The 18818-nt window shown below is 61.4% G+C and carries 20 protein-coding genes; 14 read left to right on the top strand and 6 right to left on the bottom strand.

Features of this window, described 5'->3' with window-relative positions; translation table 11 throughout:
• The 12 genes from ACQ4MS_RS19400 (at position 1) to ACQ4MS_RS19345 (ending at position 9385) form a co-directional block, all read left to right on the top strand.
• Positions 1–444: a VOC family protein gene (locus ACQ4MS_RS19400; RefSeq protein ID WP_431096298.1), complete on the top strand. Its 444-nt coding sequence runs from the start codon at positions 1–3 to the stop codon at positions 442–444.
• Positions 419–2017 (top strand): ABC transporter ATP-binding protein, encoded by a 1599-nt coding sequence (locus tag ACQ4MS_RS19395; protein WP_431096297.1) that lies wholly within the window; start codon positions 419–421, stop codon positions 2015–2017. The genes ACQ4MS_RS19400 and ACQ4MS_RS19395 overlap by 26 nt, the downstream gene beginning before the upstream one ends.
• Positions 2014–3087 carry an ABC transporter permease gene (locus ACQ4MS_RS19390; RefSeq protein ID WP_431096296.1) on the top strand — a complete coding sequence of 358 codons (1074 nt, stop codon included), beginning with the start codon at positions 2014–2016 and terminating at the stop codon, positions 3085–3087. Before ACQ4MS_RS19395 ends, ACQ4MS_RS19390 begins: the two co-directional genes overlap by 4 nt.
• A gap of 171 nt (positions 3088–3258) precedes the next feature.
• Positions 3259–4200, top strand: a complete 942-nt coding sequence (locus ACQ4MS_RS19385) for an ABC transporter permease (protein WP_431096295.1) — start codon at positions 3259–3261, stop codon at positions 4198–4200.
• A complete protein-coding gene (locus ACQ4MS_RS19380; RefSeq protein ID WP_431096294.1) occupies positions 4200–4430 on the top strand; it encodes a hypothetical protein in 231 nt (76 codons plus the stop codon). The genes ACQ4MS_RS19385 and ACQ4MS_RS19380 overlap by 1 nt, the downstream gene beginning before the upstream one ends.
• Before the next feature lie 12 nt (positions 4431–4442).
• Complete coding sequence (locus ACQ4MS_RS19375; RefSeq protein ID WP_431096292.1) at positions 4443–5717, top strand: amidohydrolase family protein; 1275 nt, start codon at positions 4443–4445, stop codon at positions 5715–5717.
• 115 nt (positions 5718–5832) lie between these two features.
• The gene (locus tag ACQ4MS_RS19370) at positions 5833–6918 is read left to right on the top strand and encodes a pilus assembly protein PilP (protein WP_431096290.1); all 1086 of its coding nucleotides are present in this window, start codon (positions 5833–5835) and stop codon (positions 6916–6918) included.
• Positions 6919–6949: 31 nt separating this feature from the next.
• Complete coding sequence (locus ACQ4MS_RS19365) at positions 6950–7699, top strand: 2-keto-4-pentenoate hydratase (protein WP_431096289.1); 750 nt, start codon at positions 6950–6952, stop codon at positions 7697–7699.
• Positions 7700–7741: 42 nt separating this feature from the next.
• On the top strand, positions 7742–7951 hold the full coding sequence (locus ACQ4MS_RS19360) for a hypothetical protein (RefSeq protein ID WP_431096288.1): 210 nt from the start codon (positions 7742–7744) through the stop codon (positions 7949–7951).
• A gap of 96 nt (positions 7952–8047) precedes the next feature.
• Positions 8048–8284, top strand: a complete 237-nt coding sequence (locus ACQ4MS_RS19355; RefSeq protein WP_431096287.1) for a hypothetical protein — start codon at positions 8048–8050, stop codon at positions 8282–8284.
• Between the two features lie 119 nt (positions 8285–8403).
• Positions 8404–8676, top strand: a complete 273-nt coding sequence (locus ACQ4MS_RS19350) for a YkvA family protein (protein ID WP_431096285.1) — start codon at positions 8404–8406, stop codon at positions 8674–8676.
• 34 nt (positions 8677–8710) lie between these two features.
• Positions 8711–9385 carry an alpha/beta hydrolase family protein gene (locus ACQ4MS_RS19345; protein WP_431096284.1) on the top strand — a complete coding sequence of 225 codons (675 nt, stop codon included), beginning with the start codon at positions 8711–8713 and terminating at the stop codon, positions 9383–9385.
• Positions 9386–9463: 78 nt separating this feature from the next.
• Here the strand turns inward: ACQ4MS_RS19345 and ACQ4MS_RS19340 are convergent, their stop codons facing one another.
• The 3 genes from ACQ4MS_RS19340 to ACQ4MS_RS19330 all read right to left on the bottom strand — a co-directional run bounded on the left by ACQ4MS_RS19340 (position 9464) and on the right by ACQ4MS_RS19330 (position 12380).
• Positions 9464–10462, bottom strand: coding sequence for a nucleotidyltransferase family protein (locus tag ACQ4MS_RS19340; protein WP_431096283.1), 999 nt, complete (start codon positions 10460–10462; stop codon positions 9464–9466).
• Between the two features lie 154 nt (positions 10463–10616).
• Entirely contained in the window at positions 10617–12038 is a 1422-nt protein-coding gene (locus tag ACQ4MS_RS19335) for a DUF2867 domain-containing protein (protein WP_431096282.1), read from the bottom strand.
• 18 nt (positions 12039–12056) lie between these two features.
• Positions 12057–12380, bottom strand: a complete 324-nt coding sequence (locus tag ACQ4MS_RS19330; RefSeq protein ID WP_431096281.1) for a metalloregulator ArsR/SmtB family transcription factor — start codon at positions 12378–12380, stop codon at positions 12057–12059.
• Between the two features lie 395 nt (positions 12381–12775).
• On the opposite strand from ACQ4MS_RS19330, the gene ACQ4MS_RS19325 reads away from it, so the two are divergent.
• On the top strand, positions 12776–14377 hold the full coding sequence (locus tag ACQ4MS_RS19325) for a hypothetical protein (RefSeq protein WP_431096279.1): 1602 nt from the start codon (positions 12776–12778) through the stop codon (positions 14375–14377).
• Between the two features lie 288 nt (positions 14378–14665).
• Positions 14666–15136, top strand: a complete 471-nt coding sequence (locus ACQ4MS_RS19320; protein ID WP_431096278.1) for an EVE domain-containing protein — start codon at positions 14666–14668, stop codon at positions 15134–15136.
• 7 nt (positions 15137–15143) lie between these two features.
• On the opposite strand, the gene ACQ4MS_RS19315 is transcribed toward ACQ4MS_RS19320, so the two are convergent.
• The 3 genes from ACQ4MS_RS19315 to ACQ4MS_RS19305 form a co-directional block, all read right to left on the bottom strand.
• Entirely contained in the window at positions 15144–15725 is a 582-nt protein-coding gene (locus tag ACQ4MS_RS19315; protein WP_431096277.1) for a hypothetical protein, read from the bottom strand.
• A 143-nt stretch (positions 15726–15868) separates the two neighbouring features.
• The gene (locus ACQ4MS_RS19310; protein WP_431096276.1) at positions 15869–17614 is read right to left on the bottom strand and encodes a protein kinase domain-containing protein; all 1746 of its coding nucleotides are present in this window, start codon (positions 17612–17614) and stop codon (positions 15869–15871) included.
• Between the two features lie 60 nt (positions 17615–17674).
• A complete protein-coding gene (locus ACQ4MS_RS19305; RefSeq protein WP_431096275.1) occupies positions 17675–18487 on the bottom strand; it encodes a formate/nitrite transporter family protein in 813 nt (270 codons plus the stop codon).
• Between the last annotated feature and the right edge of the window lie 331 nt (positions 18488–18818).

The raw sequence follows: 18818 nt of genomic DNA, 5'->3' as shown, positions 1-18818 counted from the left end.
ATGCCTGAACTCACCGGCATTGACCACATCTACATTGCCGTGAGCTGCATGGCTGAGTCGGAAGCGTTTTACGACAAGCTGATGCTCAAAACACTCGGCTGCCGCAAAAACACCTTCATGATCGGTGGCGACCCGCACATCCAGTACTACAACCGCCACTTCGGTTATGTGCTGCGGCCGGCCCGCTCGCAAGCCGGGCACGACTCATACTCTCCCGGCCTTCACCATTTCTGCCTGCGCGTTGACACCATCGAAGACGTGGCCGAATGCGCACGGCTGCTGCAGGCCTTCGGCATCAACGCCAGCGAGCCGCACAACCACAGCGAATACGCACCCGACTACTGGGCTACCTTTTTCACCGACCCCGACGGCCTTCGTCTGGAGATCACCAACTACCGCCAGGAGCGGCGCGACCGGCATGACCACTGGGCATCCCTCGGTTAAGCATTCGCAGCCGCCGGTGCTGCGGCTGAACGGCATCACCAAACGCTTCGGCCCGCTGGTTGCCAACGACGCGATTTCGCTCAAACTGGGCAGCGGCGAGATCCTCGCACTGCTCGGTGAAAACGGCGCGGGCAAATCCACGCTGGTGTCCATCCTGTTCGGCCACTACACGGCCGACGAAGGCAGCATCGAAGCTTTCGGCCAGCCGCTGCCATCCGGCAACCCACGCGCCGCGCTGGACGCCGGCATCGGCATGGTCCACCAGCACTTCACACTGGCTGACAACCTCAGCGTGCTCGACAACGTGATGCTGGGCAGCGAGCCGCTGTGGCAGCTTTTCTCTCGCCGCAGCGCAGCCCGGGCCAGGCTGCTGGACGTGGCACAGCGCTTCGGCTTGCCGGTGGCGCCCGACGCCAGGGTAGGCAGCCTTTCGGTCGGTGAACGCCAGCGGGTCGAGATCCTGAAAGCCCTGTACCGCGGTGCGCGCATCCTGATCCTGGACGAACCCACCGCCGTGCTGACGCCGCAGGAAAGCGAAGCGCTCTTCGACACGCTGGGCCAGATGGTGGCGCAGGGCCTGTCCGTCATTTTCATCAGCCACAAGCTCGGCGAGGTGCTGCGCGTATCGAACCGGGTGGCGGTGCTGCGCGGGGGAAAACTGGTGGCCGAAGCACCCGCCAAGGGCACCAGCCAGGCGCAACTGGCGCAGTGGATGGTGGGCCAGGCGGTGACCGCCACGCAGCGCCGCCCCGCGCTATCGGCCGGGTTGCCGGTCTGCACACTGAACCACGTCAGCACAGGCAATGCCGGAAGAGATCGCCTGGATGGCGTTTCTCTGAAACTCCAGGCCGGTGAAATTGTTGCAATCGCAGGTGTGTCCGGCAATGGCCAGCTCGCCCTGGCCGACTTGTTGTGCGGCACCCGCGCCGCCAGCCAGGGCTCCGTGACATTTCTGGGCCAGCCCATGAAGGCCTCGCCGGCTTGGCTGGTCGCGCAGGGCGCGGCGCGCATCCCGGAAGACCGGCACGGCGTGGGAGTGGTCGGTGACCTCAGCGTCTGGGAAAACGCCGTCTCGGAGCACCTGCGCAGCCCGGTGTTCTCCACAGCGCTGTGGGTCAACCGCCAGGCCGCGCAAGCCCATGCCGCCCGCATCATGCGCGAGTTTGACGTGCGCGGTGGTGGGCTGCACACCTCAGCACGTTCGCTCTCCGGCGGCAACATGCAAAAGCTCATCCTCGGGCGAGCCCTGGTGTCACCTTCCGCTGGCGCCGCATCGCCGGAAATCCCAAAACTCATCATTGCCCACCAACCCACGTGGGGTCTGGACATTGGCGCCGTGGCCTATGTGCAGCAGCAATTGATCGCCGCGCGGGACGCCGGCGCGGCGGTGCTTGTCATTTCCGACGATCTGGACGAAGTGATGACACTCGGCGATCGCGTGGCGGTGATGCACGCAGGCAGGTTGACGAAGGCCCTGGCGGCCGACGCCTGGACACGGGAGGCGATTGGTCTGGCCATGGCTGGAGCCCATGAGAATACCCCGAGCGCCGCAGTGGAGGCCAATCCGTCATGAGACTGGAGAAACGCACCGAGGTCTCCAGCCTCGCCCTGGTCCTGGCGCCCATTGGCGCCATCGCCTTCACCCTGCTGATTAGCGCGCTGCTGGTGCTGTGGGCGGGTGCACCGCTGGGCCAGACCTACGCCCTGCTGTTCAAAGGCGGCTTTGGCTCTGTCTTCGCCCTCAGCGAAACCTTCACCCGCGCGGTACCCCTCATCCTGACCGGCCTGGCGGCCACCGTGGCCTTCAAGGCGCGGCTTTTTAATATCGGGGCCGAAGGCCAGCTCTATGCCGGCGCGCTGGCGGCGGTGGCGGTGGGCGGCATGCACGGGGGTACCGGCTTTGATTTGCCTATCTGGTTGCTATTCGCTCTGATGATGCTGGCCGCGGCCATTGCGGGTGCACTGCTGTTGGTGGGCCCTGCCCTGCTGAAGGCCCGGCTGGGGGTCGACGAAGTCGTCACCACCCTGCTGCTCAACTTCATCATGCTGCTGTTCGTGTCGGCCATGCTCGACGGCCCCATGAAAGACCCCACCGCCATGGGCTGGCCGCAAAGCGTGGCATTGCAAGGCGAACTGGAACTTTCCAAGCTGGTCGAGCAGACACGCGTCCACACCGGCCTGCTGTGGGCCGCCGCGCTGGCCTGGGCGCTGTGGGTCCTGCTGAAATACACCGTGCTGGGCTTTGACATACGCGCCGTGGGCGCCAATGCCAGAGCCGCGGCATTCGCCGGCGTGCCAGTCACCCGCACGGTCGTGCTGGTCGCCTTGCTGTCGGGCGCACTGGCCGGGCTGGCGGGTGCCATTGAGGTGGCCGGCCGCACCAGCTACGTCACGCTCGACATGTCGCCCGGCTACGGCTACACCGGCATCGTCATCGCCATGCTGGCGGCGCTCAACCCCCTGGGTGTATTGGCTTCCGCCGTGTTTGTCGCGGGTGTGCTGGTCGGCGCAGACACCATGAGCCGGGCCGTCGGCGTGCCAACCTATATTGCCGACGTCATCGTGGCGGCTTCACTGATTTCCGTGCTGGTGGCGACTTTGATGACGCAATACCGTGTGGTGATGAAAGGCCGGGGGCCATGAACTCTCACGGAACCTGCGCCTTGCCAACCCGTCAGCACGCAGTTGCCTGGGTTTCCGCTACATGGGTCATTCTCAAGAAAATAATAGCCGGAGGCCAATATAAACGGGCGCAACCAGCTATTAAATTCATAGCAACATCAACCTCTCCATCAATCAGCGGAGGCGCCCCGCATGGCTGAAATGCTGGACATCCTTACCGCTGCGCCTTTCTGGATTGCCGTGATGCGCATCGCCACGCCGTTGATCCTGGGCACCCTGGGCGTGCTGCTGTGCGAACGTGCGGGCGTTCTCAACCTGGGCATCGAAGGCATCATGGTCGCCGGCGCCTTCAGTGGCTGGCTGGCCGTGTACGGCGGCGCCCCACTGTGGGTGGGCGTCGGCGTCGCGGCACTGACAGGCGCGGTATTCGGCCTGCTGCACGCATTTCTGACGGTCGGCCTGGCGCTGTCGCAGCACGTGTCCGGGCTCGGCATCACCCTGCTGGCCACCTCGCTCAGCTACTACGGCTACCGCGTCAGCTTTCCCAAGGTCGATACACCGCCCACCATCACGCCCTTCGCCCCCATGCACTGGCTGGACGGTTTTCCCGGCGGCGGGCTCAACGTGCTGGCCGCACAGACACCGCTCACACTGTTGGCGCTGCTGCTGGTGCCGCTGATTGCCTGGTTGCTGTACCGCACGCCGGCAGGCCTGGCCATTCGCATGGTCGGCGAAAATCCCCAGGCCGCCGAAGGCCAGGGCGTTTCTGTCGCGGCCACACGCACGGCGGCCATCGTCGCCGGCTCGGCGCTGATGGGGGTAGCAGGTTCCTTCCTCACGCTCTCGGCCTTCAACGCCTTCTTCTTCAACATGGTCAATGGCCGCGGCTGGGTCTGTGTGGCGCTGGTGGTGTTCGCCTCATGGCGCCCTGGCAAGGCGCTGTTGGGCGCGCTGCTGTTTGCCTTTTTCGACGCACTGCAGCTGCGCCTGCAGACCTCGGGCATCGTGAATGTGCCCTACCAGGTGTATTTGATGCTGCCCTACGCCCTTTCCATCCTCGCGCTGGTGCTGGTGGCGCGCAAGGCGGCGTATCCTCAGGCCTTGATGAAACCTTATCGCAAGGGAGAGCGCTGATGCGCAGCCGCCAACCGGAGAGCGCCGACCCGGCCTTCCTCAATGAAAAAACCGCCCGCAAACAAGCCGAGCGCCAGCTGCTACTGGAGGCCTTGGACGGCGGCATCGAAGCCGCACCCATCGAATGGGCGCCCGGCAATGCCGCCGCTATCGCACCCGCCTTGCTAGCCAACCCGTGCCTGCGGCAGGACACCGCCCCCGAGGCCGCGGAGCGGCAAAATCGCAGCTAAAAGGCCCACGCCATGCTAGACCTCCTAATCACCAACGCCACCCTGCCTGACGGCCGCACCGGCATGTCCATCGCAGTACAAAACGGCAAGATCACCGCCGTCGAACCCGGCCTGCAGGCAGCAGCCCATGAAACCATGGACGCCGCAGGCTACCTGCTGAGCCCACCCTTTGTAGACCCCCACTTCCACATGGATGCCACGCTCAGCTACGGCCTGCCGCGTGTTAACGAAAGCGGCACGCTGCTGGAAGGCATCGCCTTGTGGGGTGAGCTCAAACCGCTGCTCAAGGCCGAAGCCATCATCGAACGCGCCCTGACCTACTGCGACTGGGCCGTGGCCAAAGGCCTTCTGGCCATTCGCAGCCATGTGGACACGAGCGACCCCAGCCTGCTGGCGGTAGACGCACTGCTTGAAGTCAAGAAACGGGTCGCACCTTATATCGACCTGCAACTGGTCGCCTTCCCGCAAGACGGCGTATTGCGAACCAAAGGCGGCATCACCAACCTGGAGCGCGCACTCGACAAGGGCGTGGACGTGGTCGGCGGCATCCCGCACTTTGAACGCACCATGGCCGACGGCGCCGCCAGTGTGAAGCTCATCTGCGAAATCGCCGCTGAGCGCGGCCTGCTGGTCGACATGCACTGCGACGAATCCGACGACCCGCTCTCCCGCCATATCGAAACCCTGGCAGATGAAGCCCAGCGCCTGGGCCTGCAGGGCCGCGTCAACGGCAGCCACTGCACCTCCATGCACAGCATGGACAACTACTACGTCAGCAAGCTGCTGCCGTTGATCGCCGAAAGCGGCGTCAGCGTGATCGCCAACCCGCTGATCAACATCACACTGCAAGGCCGCCACGACACCTACCCCAAACGCCGCGGCATGACCCGTGTGCCCGAACTCATGGCCGCCGGCGTCAACGTCGCCTTCGGCCACGACTGCGTGATGGACCCCTGGTACGGCATGGGTAGCGGCGACATGCTGGAAGTGGCCCACATGGGTTTGCATGTGGCGCAAATGACCAGCCAGAAAGGCATACGCCAGTGCTTTGACGCGGTAACCACCAACGCGGCCAGGGTCATGCATCTGCAAGGCTACGGTTTGGAGGTGGGCTGCGACGCGAGCTTTGTGCTGCTGCAGGCGCGGGATCCGGTGGAGGCGATACGGTTGCGGGCGAATCGCTTGAAGGTTTGGAAGAAGGGGCAACTACTGGCGGAGACTGCCGAAGCGGCAACAAAGCTGCGCATGAAGGGGAGACCGGACGCGGTCGCGTTTTCACTCGCTTGAATCCGGCATCCGTGGATATTTCCCCATTCGGCAACGGGCTTTAACTATAAGATCGGCGCGATCACCAAAACAATAAGCGTGCGGCGCATTGCCGCCTTACGCCAGGGGCCCAGAAGTGAAAACAGCGAACACCCTGACAACACAAGCCTCGACCTTCAGGGGCCAATTTATGCGGATTCTGGTTCTTTGTGCCTGGACCTTGCTTCCAGCGGCACAGGTGCCGGCAGCGCAGGGCGTCGCTGAAAATTCCCAGCTCCCGGTTCTCTACCAACTTGCGCAGGAACTTGATCGGGTTGCGCAGCAACTATCCGGCTCCAGCAAGCTGAAAAAGGCAGAAATACTGGAAGGCACTTTCAGGTTCGAGAGCGACGTCAGTGCCGCCGACAGCGTCGTTCTGACCGGCAGACTTGCACCGGATGCCAATCATTGGCTTGGCCCATACTCCCTCAAGCGCTTGCCCGGCGATGCGGGCATGGAATTCAAGGCAACTATCCGCCACGGCCTGGCCATCCCGGTTCCAACCCTGTCCTCACCCCGGCTGGGCGATACCTATGTATTGCGCCTCCACGAATATGCAAGCCAGCAAAGCATCCGTTTCGACATTTTTAAAGCGGACCCGGTCGGCTCTCTGAACAGCGGCCTGTTTCGCGTCCATTTCAAGACCACCGCTTCTTACAAGGAAATGCTTGATTTTCTGGTCAACTCGCCTGTGCTCAGCGAAGCGCTGGTTGAGCGAATCAGTTTCGTGAAAGGCAACGTCGCATCCGTCACTGTGGAAGGCTGGGTCTATCTCGGCGATCTGGTGCTGGAGCAGGCCGTTGAATATCGCCAGCAACTCACCAGAGCAAGGCAAAGCTCTTTGGGGGCCAAGAACCCGTTTAGTGACACTCAGATCTCCCCAGGCCGGCGTGAACCGCTCGAGTCCGCACTCCTGGACGACCTGGCCGTGGTGGGCGTAGTTAATGAAGGAGGCGACAAGCTTGCCTTGGTGTTGCACAAAAAGCCGCCGGCCCAACTCTACAGGGTACGGATTGGAAATTATCTTGGACCCGCGCGTGGGAAGGTCATCTCGATTACAGACCGGGAAATTGTGATCGTCGAGCTGCTCCAGGACCCGGAGGGCAAAAAAACCGAACGCCGCGCTGTCCTATCCGTTTCCATCCCCACCCCCATCCCGGCTGGGCGGCCTTGGGGACAGTAACAGCAGCCCGATCCAGGACAGCCGCGCCCCCATGAACTCGCAGCAAGCCGCACAACTGCTGATAGCCGCGCGAATCAAGGGGCCTACTGCTTCCTGGCGCGACATCGTCCCTGCCGAACGCGGCGGCGCTTACGCCATCCAGGACGCCACGCTCGCGGCCATTGGCCCTGCCGCCGGCTGGAAGGTAGGTGCCAAGGACTCGCACGCTGAACCGCATTGCGCTCCACTTCCCGCTTCGGGCATCCATGCGTCCGGCGTCACGCTCAGAGGCTCCGCCTGGCGATGGCGCTGCGTCGAGGTCGAAGTCGCCTTTCGGCTGGGTCGTGACCTGGACCCCAAAGGCAAACTGCTTGCCCCCGCCGAATTGGCCGAGGCCTTTGACGCGGTGCTGCCGGTGGTCGAGGTGGTGGAAAGCCGCTTGCTTGATGGACAGGCGGCCGACCCGCTGGCCCAATTGGCCGACCTGCAATGCCACGGCGCCCTGGTGCTGGGTAGCCCGTCGGCATTTGCGCCTGCTCAGCTGGACTTACGCACGGCAGAGGCATCACTGGACTTTGGCACAACGTCGGCAGCCCACACGCGCGGCGGCAACCCGGCACAAGACGTCTGGCGCCTGCTGTCGTGGCTTGCACTGCACTGCGCCCAGCGCGGCCAGCCGCTTCGCACGGGCCAGATCGTGACCACGGGGTCATGTATCGGGCTGCTACCCGCGCCCCTGGATACGACAGTGCGCGGTGAAATAGCGGGAGTTGGCGCAGTGGAGTTGCGTTTCGAACGTTAGACGTAGGTAGCAGCGCCAATAAAAGCAGTAAAGAGGTACTCAGTGAATTCATCCATTGCCCACGCCGAACTCATCGCCACTTTCAGGAGAGCGGAAACCGAGGCCGCTCACAAATTCGGATTGATCAAAGCTGCGGCAAAAAAAGGACCCAAAGCCGTTCAGATAGCCGTCGAGACAGCAGACAAAGCAGCAAAACGCAGGGATTCGTACGCAAAAAAACTCGCGTTGCTCGGAGTCGAGCTCAAGGGCTGAGCCGCACCCGATACGCCATACCCAATACCCGGCGCCCTCTCGCGAAGAACAGGGACAAGGGCGGTTGCGGATAATCGGGGTTTGGAGAGAAACCCGATGGAACCTGAAGTACCCGAAGAAGAACCCGAACCGATCGAGGAATATGTCCCCGGCGTCGCAAATGGCCGCAACTACATGGCCCGGCTGTGCCACCTCCCGGGCGGTCCGTGGTACATCGATGTCGTACATGTTGAATCACTGCCGCCCTTGCATGACAACGACGACAGGACCTGGCCCACGCGCGATGAGGCTGTCCGGGCGGCGGAGAAGCTGGTGGCCAACCTGGGGCACTGACCGGAGAGCAGGTTCGCCGCGAATGTAAAACCCCGTTAGCGCCCTTGCAGCCCATGCGAACAGCACCATCTGGATGCCAGCGGCCCACCGGGGCTTGCACCTTCACCCAAGGAGCTTTCATGTTCAAACGTCTGACTTTGCTTTGGGTCCTGATACGCGGCGATGCACGGCGGCTGTGGACTGCCCTGCGCCACCCCCAAGCGCCCGCTTGGCTGAAATGGGGCACCGCGGCGATTGCGCTCTACCTGTTCTCGCCCATTGACTTGATCCCCGACATCCTGCCGATCATCGGCATTGCCGACGATCTGGTACTGGTTCCGCTGGCGATCCGCTGGCTGTTGAATCGCCTGCCGCCCGGGATCGCCGATCCTCTAGCAAAACCCCAGGAATGAATGCCGGCGGCGCCACGCAGAACGCTTTCCATTGATGTCGATACGTCCCACTTCACTGACGATTGCGCTTCCCTCCGGCGTAACCATCTCCGGCCTGCTGCAGGCGCCGGCCGACGCCAAGGCTTGTTATGTTTTCGCCCACGGCGCAGGCGCGGACATGAACCATGCCTTCATGCAGGCGATTGCCCAGGGCCTTGCGGAACGCGGCATCGCCAGCTTGCGCTTCAATTTCCTGTTCATGGAACAAGGCTCCAAACGCCCGGACTCCCCAGCGGTTGCACATGCGGCGATCCGGGCGGCGGTCGCTGAAGCGGCGCGGCAAATGCCCGACGTGCCGCTATTTGCCGGTGGCAAGTCATACGGTGGGCGCATGACAACGCAGGCGCAGGCGGCCGAGCCATTACCCGGAGTGAAGGGCATCGTGCTGGTGGGTTTTCCATTGCACCCGGCCGGCAAGCCCTCAACCGAACGCGCCGCGCACCTGGACGGGGTGAAGCTGCCTATGCTTTTTCTGCAAGGCACGCGCGATGCCCTCGCTGATGTGGACCTGATCACCCAGACCACCGCAGGCCTCGGCAAAAAGGCAACCATGCATATCGTGGACGGCGCCGACCACGCCTTTCATGTGCTGGTGCGGTCGGGTCGCACCGATGCGCAGGTGCGTGAGGAACTGCTGGACACCATGGCGGCGTGGATGGCGCAAAGTTAGCTTCTGCGTGATCACCATCATCCCTCGTGCATCAGACGGTACGGTCGCAGTTGCCAGGGCGGCCGGCTACAACCGGTTTTACGCTGTCCCGCCAGGCTTAATACCGGCCGCCGTGCCTTTGGCAGGCTTTGCCAACTGAGGCAGGTAACCGCCAACCAGCGCCTCCACCATCTCCGCCTGCGTCAGGTCCTTGCTTTTCTTCAGCGGGTCGCGGTCCTTGTTCCGGGAAAGCTCGCGCTTGATGCGGGCAAAGTCCAGCGGATGCACCGTGCGCATGCGCGCCATCGCGCCGTTCACGCCAACCACCACCTGATCAAAGCGCGGCACCGACAGCAGCTTCTGCCCCATGGAGGCGCGAACCGGCCACAAGTCCTCTTCTTCCGCCGTGAGCCGTAGCGGATGCTCGGACTCATCTTCAGCGTCCGGCGGAAAGCGGCGGATCAGGTCGATTTCGTAGCCCGAAGCATTGCGCGCCGTGGAGTTGTCCAGTTCGCCCCGCTCAAAGGTCTTGTCGACCTTCTTGAGCAAGCCCAGGAAAGACATCTTGCGGTCTTTCATGACCTCCATAAAGGCCGCCCGCCTGGCTGTGTCAAACAGCAGGTCGGCATCCTGTGTCGCCATCACGTCGCTCGGAAAGCGCACGCCAGCGGCAGTCTCATAGGCAAACAAGGCGTGCGTTCCCACCACCAGAAAGTGCTCGGCCACGCCGTAACGCATCATCGTGTTGAGGATATCAATCAGGATGTCAGGCGTGCGGCCCACGCGCAGCGCCTTGTTCATGCGCCGGCATTCGTCCACCTTCTCACGCAGGGCCTTGACCCTGGCTTCGACTTCTGCCTTTTTCTCGGTGAACTGCCGGTATTTAAGCTCGTTCTCGGGCGAAGCCGGCCCATGTGAGCGCTGGCGCGAGTGCGGCGAAAGCGAGATCAGGTAGCGCCCTCCGTCCTGTTCGCGCCAGAACAAGGAGCCGCGATGGCGTATGGCCTGAGCCTCTGCCTGCTCCAGCGCGGAGAACAGCATTTCGGCATCAATCAGCTGCCGCTTTTGCTGTTCGTTGAGTTCAAAAAAGGAGTCCAAGAGGCTCTTCAAGGTAAATATGAGATTCGGCGAGTTTACCTTGAAGAACAGTTTCTTCAAGCAAAAATTAGGAAGATTAACTTTTACATTGAAGAATTGCTAGCTACCCCAACAAGTTGCCGGCGTTCACTGAACCGGTGGCGTGGCGTCACGCTCAGGTCGTCACCAGCCTGGCGGGCACTGCCAGCTCCTTCTCCTGCACCACCGCATATTCCACCGCCAGCCGCAGCATCGTAGGCGTGACGTAATGACGGTGCACATAGTCAATCGCCGCCATGTAAAACCGGCCGAAGAAATTCTTGCAATGGACCCGGGTGCCCAGCATCACGTCGACATGGTGCTTGTCGACAATTTCCACGCTGACACAGGACCTGAACAACAAATGTTTGTCGTTGGCGCCCAGGATGACCTGCGCTTTGCTATCGGTGGCATTGACGCTTTGTCCGAGGACCGGATAGCGATTGGCGAACAGGTTGCTGGTGTCCGGCGATAGCAGCGAAGACACCGGGCAGCCCAGGGGCGATGTGCGCAGGCCAAGAGGTTTGACCAACACGTTGCGCAGCGCCATGAGGTTGGACACACCGCTGGGTGCGTTGAGCAAAAAACCCTCCAGAACTGCAGCCAGCACATTCGTGGCGCTGGTGTGTTCGAAGTTGGTACCAGTCACGCGCAGGCGAAAAGTGTCTTCATGGTGAACGCGTAGCTCGCTCAGTTGCTCAAGCAGCAACGAGTCAGTCGGCGGGCTGTTGAGTTCGGTCACCATTCGGGCGGATCCGCCATGAGACAGAAAGCCCGAGGCCCCTTTCCACGAACCCCAGAAGCCTCGCAGCATGCCTGCGCCGCTGCGAACGGTGTTGCATACCACCCGATGGAAGGTCCCGGGTGGCGCGTCGAGTGACAGCGTGGTTGTCGGCACGGCATCGGCCTTGAAGTCTTTGGCCTCAAGCAGCGCTTTCACCGCATCGGGCAGCAACTCCGTCAATGAGGGGATGCTCGCCTTATTGGCCAGCACGTCTTTTTTCAATGCCTCCGACAAGTTGCCCCCCAACTCATTGGTATGGCAAGACAAGGCAAAAAACACCGGGTGCAAGGAGTTTCGCGAAAGCGGAGAAAACTGGTGCCAGGTTTCACCGCCAAAGCGCACGGTAAACATGCAGTCCGGCGGTATGTTCACAAAACGCAGGGCGCGCATGAAGTTGCGCGGGTCTTCCTGGATTTGCTGCTCCGACGCGCTCGAGAAGCGCAACTGGGCCCCACCACTACCCGACACCGCCGTGAAGATGCGGTGCCCCGCATGGCGGTGAAACGGGTGCCCCTTCGGCCCCACCACAAACGAATACAGCGAGGTGGCATCGCCTTTGGCGAAATTGGTCCCGCCCAGCTTGGCCGAAGGCTCATCGAGTTCGTCGACAAATGCGCCGTGCTGCCGCTGCCTGGATGCCACGCTGGCAAACAGATGATTGCCGGCGCCATGGCCGATCTGGGCAATCAAAGATACCTCGACAGCCAGCCCACCCGATTCCGATGGAATACGAACCGATGGAAATGTTTCAATGACCTGTGTGAGATTCAGCATGAAGTCCCTCTCTCCTTGTTACTTGGCTTTTGGTGTTTTGGCTGCAACACGTTCCCGCTTCAGGGGCCGCGCGACCGGGCAGAGTTCAAATGCATAACCCGTGAGGCTGTTGACCAGGCTGTCAGCATTGAGCTTGTACAGCACAAACTGGCCGCTGCGCTCGCTGGTCACCAGGCCGGCGTTTTCAAGCACCGACAGGTGGCGCGAAACGGCTGGTGTGCTCATGGAAAACCGCTCAGCCAACTCGGTGGTACTGAGCTCTTTCTCGGTGAGGTAGGCCAGGATCTGGCGCCTGGGGCCCGAGGCGAGCGCTTCAAATATTTTGTCGAGGGAGGCGGCCATCTGTTTACTTATTAACTTATTTGTTAATGACTTTATTCAACAACTTTCGCGCTGTCAAGCTTGGCTTGCAGAAACTTAAGCCCGCACCGCGGAGCCTGTCAGCGGACTAACGCGAGCCGAGACGCCAAATGCATCTTGCTTTCGCAGGTATAAATCCTGCATCGCCATATTTCTATCAAGGGCTGACTTGAATATAAGATCAGCGCGGGCACCCAAAAACAAACTTGCCGTGCAACCGCCTTTCATCGGAGGGAGACCGATACGTGACAACAGCGAACACCCACGCAACACAAAGCGTGGCCTTAAACCCAGCGTGGGTGGTTCTGGTTTCTTGTGTCCTGGCCCTGTTGCGGTCGAGAACTATGCGCTCTCTTACCGCGCGGCAGCATAAACCCATGACCCAGACCCTGCGCCAAATTCTCTGCGGCGTGCTGCTTTTCCAGAGCGGGGCCTTCGCAGCCAATCCTTCGTCTGTCCCTACCGCCTACACCACCGCGCTTTACGAAACGAGCGTGGGCAGCAATCCCGCACAGGCCTACTTCCTGGTGAACGTATTGCGCCGGGCTGAAGCTCCCAAGGCGGACCTTGAAGCCTTCCGCGCCGGACTGCTGCATGGCTATGCAGCCCAGATGACCAGCGCAGCGCCACCGCCCGCCGCGCCCAAACCTGCGCCTGGCCTTTGGGAGTCACTCATGCGGCGGTTGCCGGGCCGGGCGAAACCGCCAACAGACAATGTGGCCGCAGTCATCGCGCGCGGCCGGCAGCACGGCGACGTGATGGGCCCCGAGTTTCGTACGACCTGGCAGACGGCGATCAACCAGGCGATGACCCCGCGATGGGGACCCGGCACCTCAGGCGCGCCGGTTTTCACGCTGGAGCTGCGCGACATGCAGCCTGTCGCGCCCGGCATCTGGGCTGCGCCCTCTGCCGAGGGCCAGGTACGCCTGATGCTGTCGCTGCGTCTGGCCAACACGAGCTCGGTGCCATTGCCCCTGTACCGCCCCGACATCGTCCTGCAAGGCACGCTGCGTTTTACCTGCAACTGGGACAGGACACGGATAAGGCAGAGCGAAATGCGGGCCAATGAGGTCACCCTGTTGCAGCCCGGCGCCGAATCAGAGCCCCTTGCGTGCGAAGCACCTCCCGTGCCCGGGTATTGGCGCGAGCAATTGGCTGCGCTGCAGGCTACCAACGGCAAGGCGGGTCTGCAAACCGTGATCGTGCCGCACGAGCTGGACAGCCAGCTGCGGCTGTACCACATGGAATTGGCGTTCTCGCATGCGGCGCCGCAAGCTGACAGCTGGAGCCAGCGCCTGATGAAGGCCCGGCATGAGAAGTACCGCCAGTGGTCTCCTGCCAAAACCGCACTGGAGCCACCCGAGTCGGGCAGTTTGACGGTTGCGCCGCATCACGGATGGAAGGCAACCGTCACATTGCTGACTACCTTCCTCGGCGCCACCGTGTTGGCGCTCGGCCTGTTTGCCGGCGGCCGCGCAGCGCGTAGCGCGGGCGTACCGGAGGCTGTGGTTGCCGTTGTCACGGTGCTGCTGGTAGGCGGCGCGTGGGTGCTGACCACCATGAAACTGGGCGGCGGCGGCACGGGTTACGACCATCCCCTGTTTCTCGGCCTTGCATTGTGGGTGGGCTACGTCGGGCCGATGCTGCTGGGCGTTGTGGCCCTGCACGCCCTGCACAAGGTGCTGGACGACGAGGATATGGAATGGTGGCAAGCCGTGGCCACCGGCTGGCGCCGTGCGTTGAATTTCACCGCAAAAACAAGCCGGGCCGAGTTCTGGGGCTTCCTGGCGCACTGCGCCTGGTTGTGGGCGCTGGCGCGCGTTTGCCTTGTGCCGCTGGACCGCTGGATAGGTCTTGTACTGCTGGTCCCAGTGGTGACGCTAACGGTTCGCCGCATGCTCAGCATGACCGTCCAGCAATGGTTCGAGATGGGGTTGATCGTGATAGGCCTGCTGCTGCTTCTGCTTCTGGGGTACTAACCTGGGGCTGCAGGCTGGACAGCGTACCCATGCACGTTTTCAGCGCGCAGCCTCGTTATCTTCATCAGGCTTCCTCCCAGGAGTTCTCATCGGTCTTATAAAGTCAGCCGACAATCAGTCTGAACCGCTGCATAAGGACAGCAAGCGACCAACTTTTTGTGATAGTAGCGGCAACGCCATCATCACGGGAGTTATCGATTACGCTGCAAGCGTAAGAATGATTGTTAAAGATTTAGGTGAATCTACTAAGCTTTGTCCGTTTCCATCTCAGATGCCAAGGTCCCACCCATGACAAGCTACTGGCTTATGAAATCCGAACCCGAAGAGTGCTCAGTCGACGACGCGCTCGCGGCCAAAAACTCGACGGTCCCATGGGTCGGGGTGCGCAACTACCAGGCGCGCAACTTCATGCGTGACGGGATGCGGGTGGGTGATGGCGTGCTGTTCTATCACTCTAGCTGTGCCGAGCCGGGCATCGTCGGTATCGCGGAAGTGGCGTCTACGCCCTACCCTGACCCGACGCAGTTCGACCCCAAGTCGCACTACTACGACGCCAAGTCCAAACCCGAAGAGCCGCGCTGGCTGCTGGTGGATGTGAAGGTGCTGAAGAAGACGCGCAACCTGACGCTGCCTGAGCTGCGAGCCCACAAAGAGCTGGAAGACCTGATCATCCTGCGCAAAGGCAACCGGCTGTCGATCACGCCGGTGGAACCGCAGCACTGGCGGGTGATTACCAAGCTGCTTGGCAAACCGGCATGAGCCTCGGCTACTTTGCCGGAAGAACAGGCGCCATATGGGCCACCAGATGGTCGACGTATTGCACTTGGCACTCTACTTTGTTAGCGTACTGGGTCACGGAAAAGCAGAAAACACCGTTGGACTCATAGACTTGGGTAAAGACTTTTTTCGCAGCGCGTCTTGTGGTTGAGGTGTCCATCACCCACAGCGTGGCATCCCACGTGCGGTAGCTATTCCCTTGGCCGCTAACACTCATTTGCTTGATTCTTTCCACCAGCACATGGGTGTAGCCGGCCTGGGGTATCTCAAAGTCGCTAGCCTCACTGAAGACCTTGTAGTCCGCCTTGCCTCCTAGCGCTTCTACACGTTTGACAAAGGCCTGGCCGACAGGGTCATACATGGCCTCGGCCTGTTTAGCGGTACTTGAGGGAAAGGCCTTTCTCTGCAATGAGACGTGGAGCACCAGCAATACATTGGGCTTGGTGTCCCCTGATGCCTCCGCCTTGCCGGACTGGCTGGTGACCCGGGGGGCCGGTATTGATATGCATCCGCTGGCAAGCACAGCCGCTGCCAACGTCGCTGCAATAGACAGAACGCGTAAATATTTCATAGAGTCCTCCCTTGCGGTGAATGTTTTGAGTGTGAAAGCCTTAAGCCCCAGGCATCTTCCCGGGATGCCAGACGCGACACTGACACGTGGCTGCAGCGCCCTTAATCAATAATTCTCTGCGCGCCGGGCCGCCCCATTTCCTGTTAGCCGACAGTGGACTTCAACGCCACATACACCATGATAACCACAGCCAGGATCAGGGAAACACCCCGCCAGAAAGCCACCGGGTTGCGCTCGAGCAAAGCTGGCCGGGTCTTGTCCAGGAATGCCTGATTGGGGTGACGCAGGTCGTATAAAAACTCGGACAGCTCACCGTAACGCTTGGCGGGGTCGGGGTGGACGGCCTTGCGCAGCACGCCGTCTATCCACGCGGGTATGTCACGGTCTTCGTACAGTACGGAGTCATAGCGCAGCTTGCTTTGTGCGGCCCGGGTCCGGCATTTGGCCACTTCGGCGCCGTAGGGCAGCTTGCCCGTCAGCATCTGGTAGGTGATGACGCCGAGCGAGAAGAGGTCCGAGCGCGTGGTGCCGCCCTCCCCCACAAAATATTCCGGCGCCGAATACTGCGCCGTGCCGAGGATGTCGGTGTGCCCGCCGGGGATATCTGCTTCCATGAGGCTGGCTACGCGGGTTGAGCCGAAGTCGATGATCTTGGCCGTGCCCGTCTTGTCGATCATGACGTTCTCGGGCCGCAGGTCCTGGTGCAGCATCTCCAGCCGGTGAAACGCGCGCAGGCCTCTGGCGATTTGCTCCACCAGCCCGCGCACGGCTTCCAGGCCGGGCCGGGGGTTGTCGATCATCCACTGGCTCAACGTTTGCCCGTCGATGTATTCGGTGGCGACGTACACAAAGTGGCGCTTTCGGGTCGGCACATAAGGCTTCAGCACATGCGCGCTGTTGATGCGCCGGGCGATCCACTCCTCGGTCAAAAACCGTTCAAGGTAGGCTGGGTCGCCGCCCAGGTCTATCGACGGGGTTTTCAGGATGACGAGCGCACCCGTTTCATTGTCGGTAGCCAGGTAAATATGGCTGCGGCTGCTGCCGTGCACTTCACGGATGATGGTGTAGCCGTCAAACTGCGTCCTGGCTTCGAGGATGGGCGGAAGCGGCAGGCCCGACAGCTGCTGGACCATTTCACTGGCCTGCCCGCGAGGCAGTTCATCCACACGCACGATCTGGGCAGTGAGGTTGTCGTCGCTGCCCTGCTTGAAGGCTTTTTCGACGATGGATTTGGCGGCCATATCCAATCCGCCAGGTTCGTCAGCGCAGATGCGGATGATGGCGGCCATGTCGTGCTCGCTGACGTGCTCGTACACACCGTCAGTGGCCAGCAAAAAGATATCGCCCTGCTCTACCTGCTGGGTCTGGTAATCAATTTCAAGCTGTGGCTTGAAACCCAGCGCACGGCCCAGGTAGCTTTGGCCCTGCGAAATCCACACGCGGTGGTCAGTGGTGAGCTGCTCCAGCGACTTGCCGCGCAGGCGGTAAATGCGTGAATCACCGACGTGAAAAATATGTGCGGTGGTCGATTTGATGACCATGGCGCTCAAGGTGCACACATAGCCTTTGTCTTTGTCGTAGCGGTACTGGCTCTTCTGCGTTTGCGCATGCAGCCAGGAGTTGGTGGCGCTCAGAATCCGCTCGGCCGATGTCTTGACCGACCAGGCCTCGGAGGTGCAGTAATAGTCTTCCAGAAAACCGGTGACGGCGTACTGGCTGGCCACGTCGCTGACGGCGCTGCTGCTGATGCCGTCGGCCAATGCAATGGCAATGCCCTTAGCGCTCAGCTGCGGCTCTTTGGGCACGTAGATTCCGTGGAAATCCTGGTTGGTTTCCTTGCGGCCCTTGTCCGAATACTGACCTGCCGATATCTTCAGTTCAGGAGGCATGTGGAGCACCGGAAAGCCCTCGCGCATGTAAATGTGCGAGGGCCTTGTTTTTGAAGCGGGTTATTTGATGGAACGTGTCGGTCCGGTTTTAATGTGCGTGGCATACAGCGTCAAGCCGGTGAAGGCCAGGCCGCCCACCAGGTTGCCCAGCACCGTCGGGATTTCGTTCCAGATCAGGTAGTCCATGATGGTGAACTTGGCGCCCAGCAGCAGGCCGGACGGGAACAGGAACATGTTCACGATGGAATGTTCAAACACCATGTAGAAGAACAACATGATGGGCATCCACATCGCGATCACCTTGCCGCTCACCTGGGTGGAAATCATTGCACCGACCACGCCGGCCGACACCATCCAGTTGCACAGCATGCCGCGCACAAACAAAGTGAGCATGCCGTTGGCGCCGTGCTGCTGGTAACCCAGCGTGCGGCTCTCGCCCACGATGCCGATGGCATGGCCGACGGCACTGGGGGGCGTGGCGAAGCCGTTGGTGACATAGATCGCCATCATCACCGCCACCGTGAAGGCACCCGCGAAGTTACCGACGAACACCAGGCCCCAGTTACGCAGCACGCCCTTGAGCGTGACGCCCGGGCGCTTGTCGATCAGCGCCAGCGGGCACAACACGAACACGCCGGTCAGCAGGTCGAAGCCGAACAAGTACAACATGACAAAACCCACCGGAAACAGCACGGCGCCCAGCAGGGGCTGTCCGGTCTGCACGTTGATGGTGACGGCAAACCAGGCCGCCAGGGCCAGAATGGCGCCGGCCATATAGGCCCGCACCAGGGTGTCCCGGGTGGACATGAAGATTTTGGATTCACCCGCATCCACCATCTTGGTCACAAATTCCGAAGGCACTAAATAAGCCATACGATCCCTCTAAGTCCTGTTTTGCCAAAAAAAAATCCACTTCGAGATCTTCAAAAGATTTGAAGACCGAAGTGGACGCCGTTATCCATTCAGATCGATAGGCACCGCGAAATTCGCCGTACCCTGCGCAGGCCTTCGTCAGCCTGACCTGATGGATGGAAGCACATACCGTGCCGCTAACAAAATACCGAGAATCCGGCCTTGCCGGCGCTTTAAGGACACCTAAATTGCGCTTTACGGCCGTTTAAGCACTGCGAAGGCGAATGGTTCGCCCCAAATTTGTGCATTACTACGGCGAAAGGCAACTATTGGTGCCTGCGATGTGCACGCG

Origin of the sequence: Polaromonas aquatica (genome assembly GCF_050626995.1) — a bacterium.
GTDB classification, from domain to species: domain Bacteria; phylum Pseudomonadota; class Gammaproteobacteria; order Burkholderiales; family Burkholderiaceae_C; genus Polaromonas; species Polaromonas aquatica_A.
The sequence above is the reverse complement of the archived record's forward strand: the minus strand, read 5'-3'. Positions and strand labels throughout refer to the sequence as shown.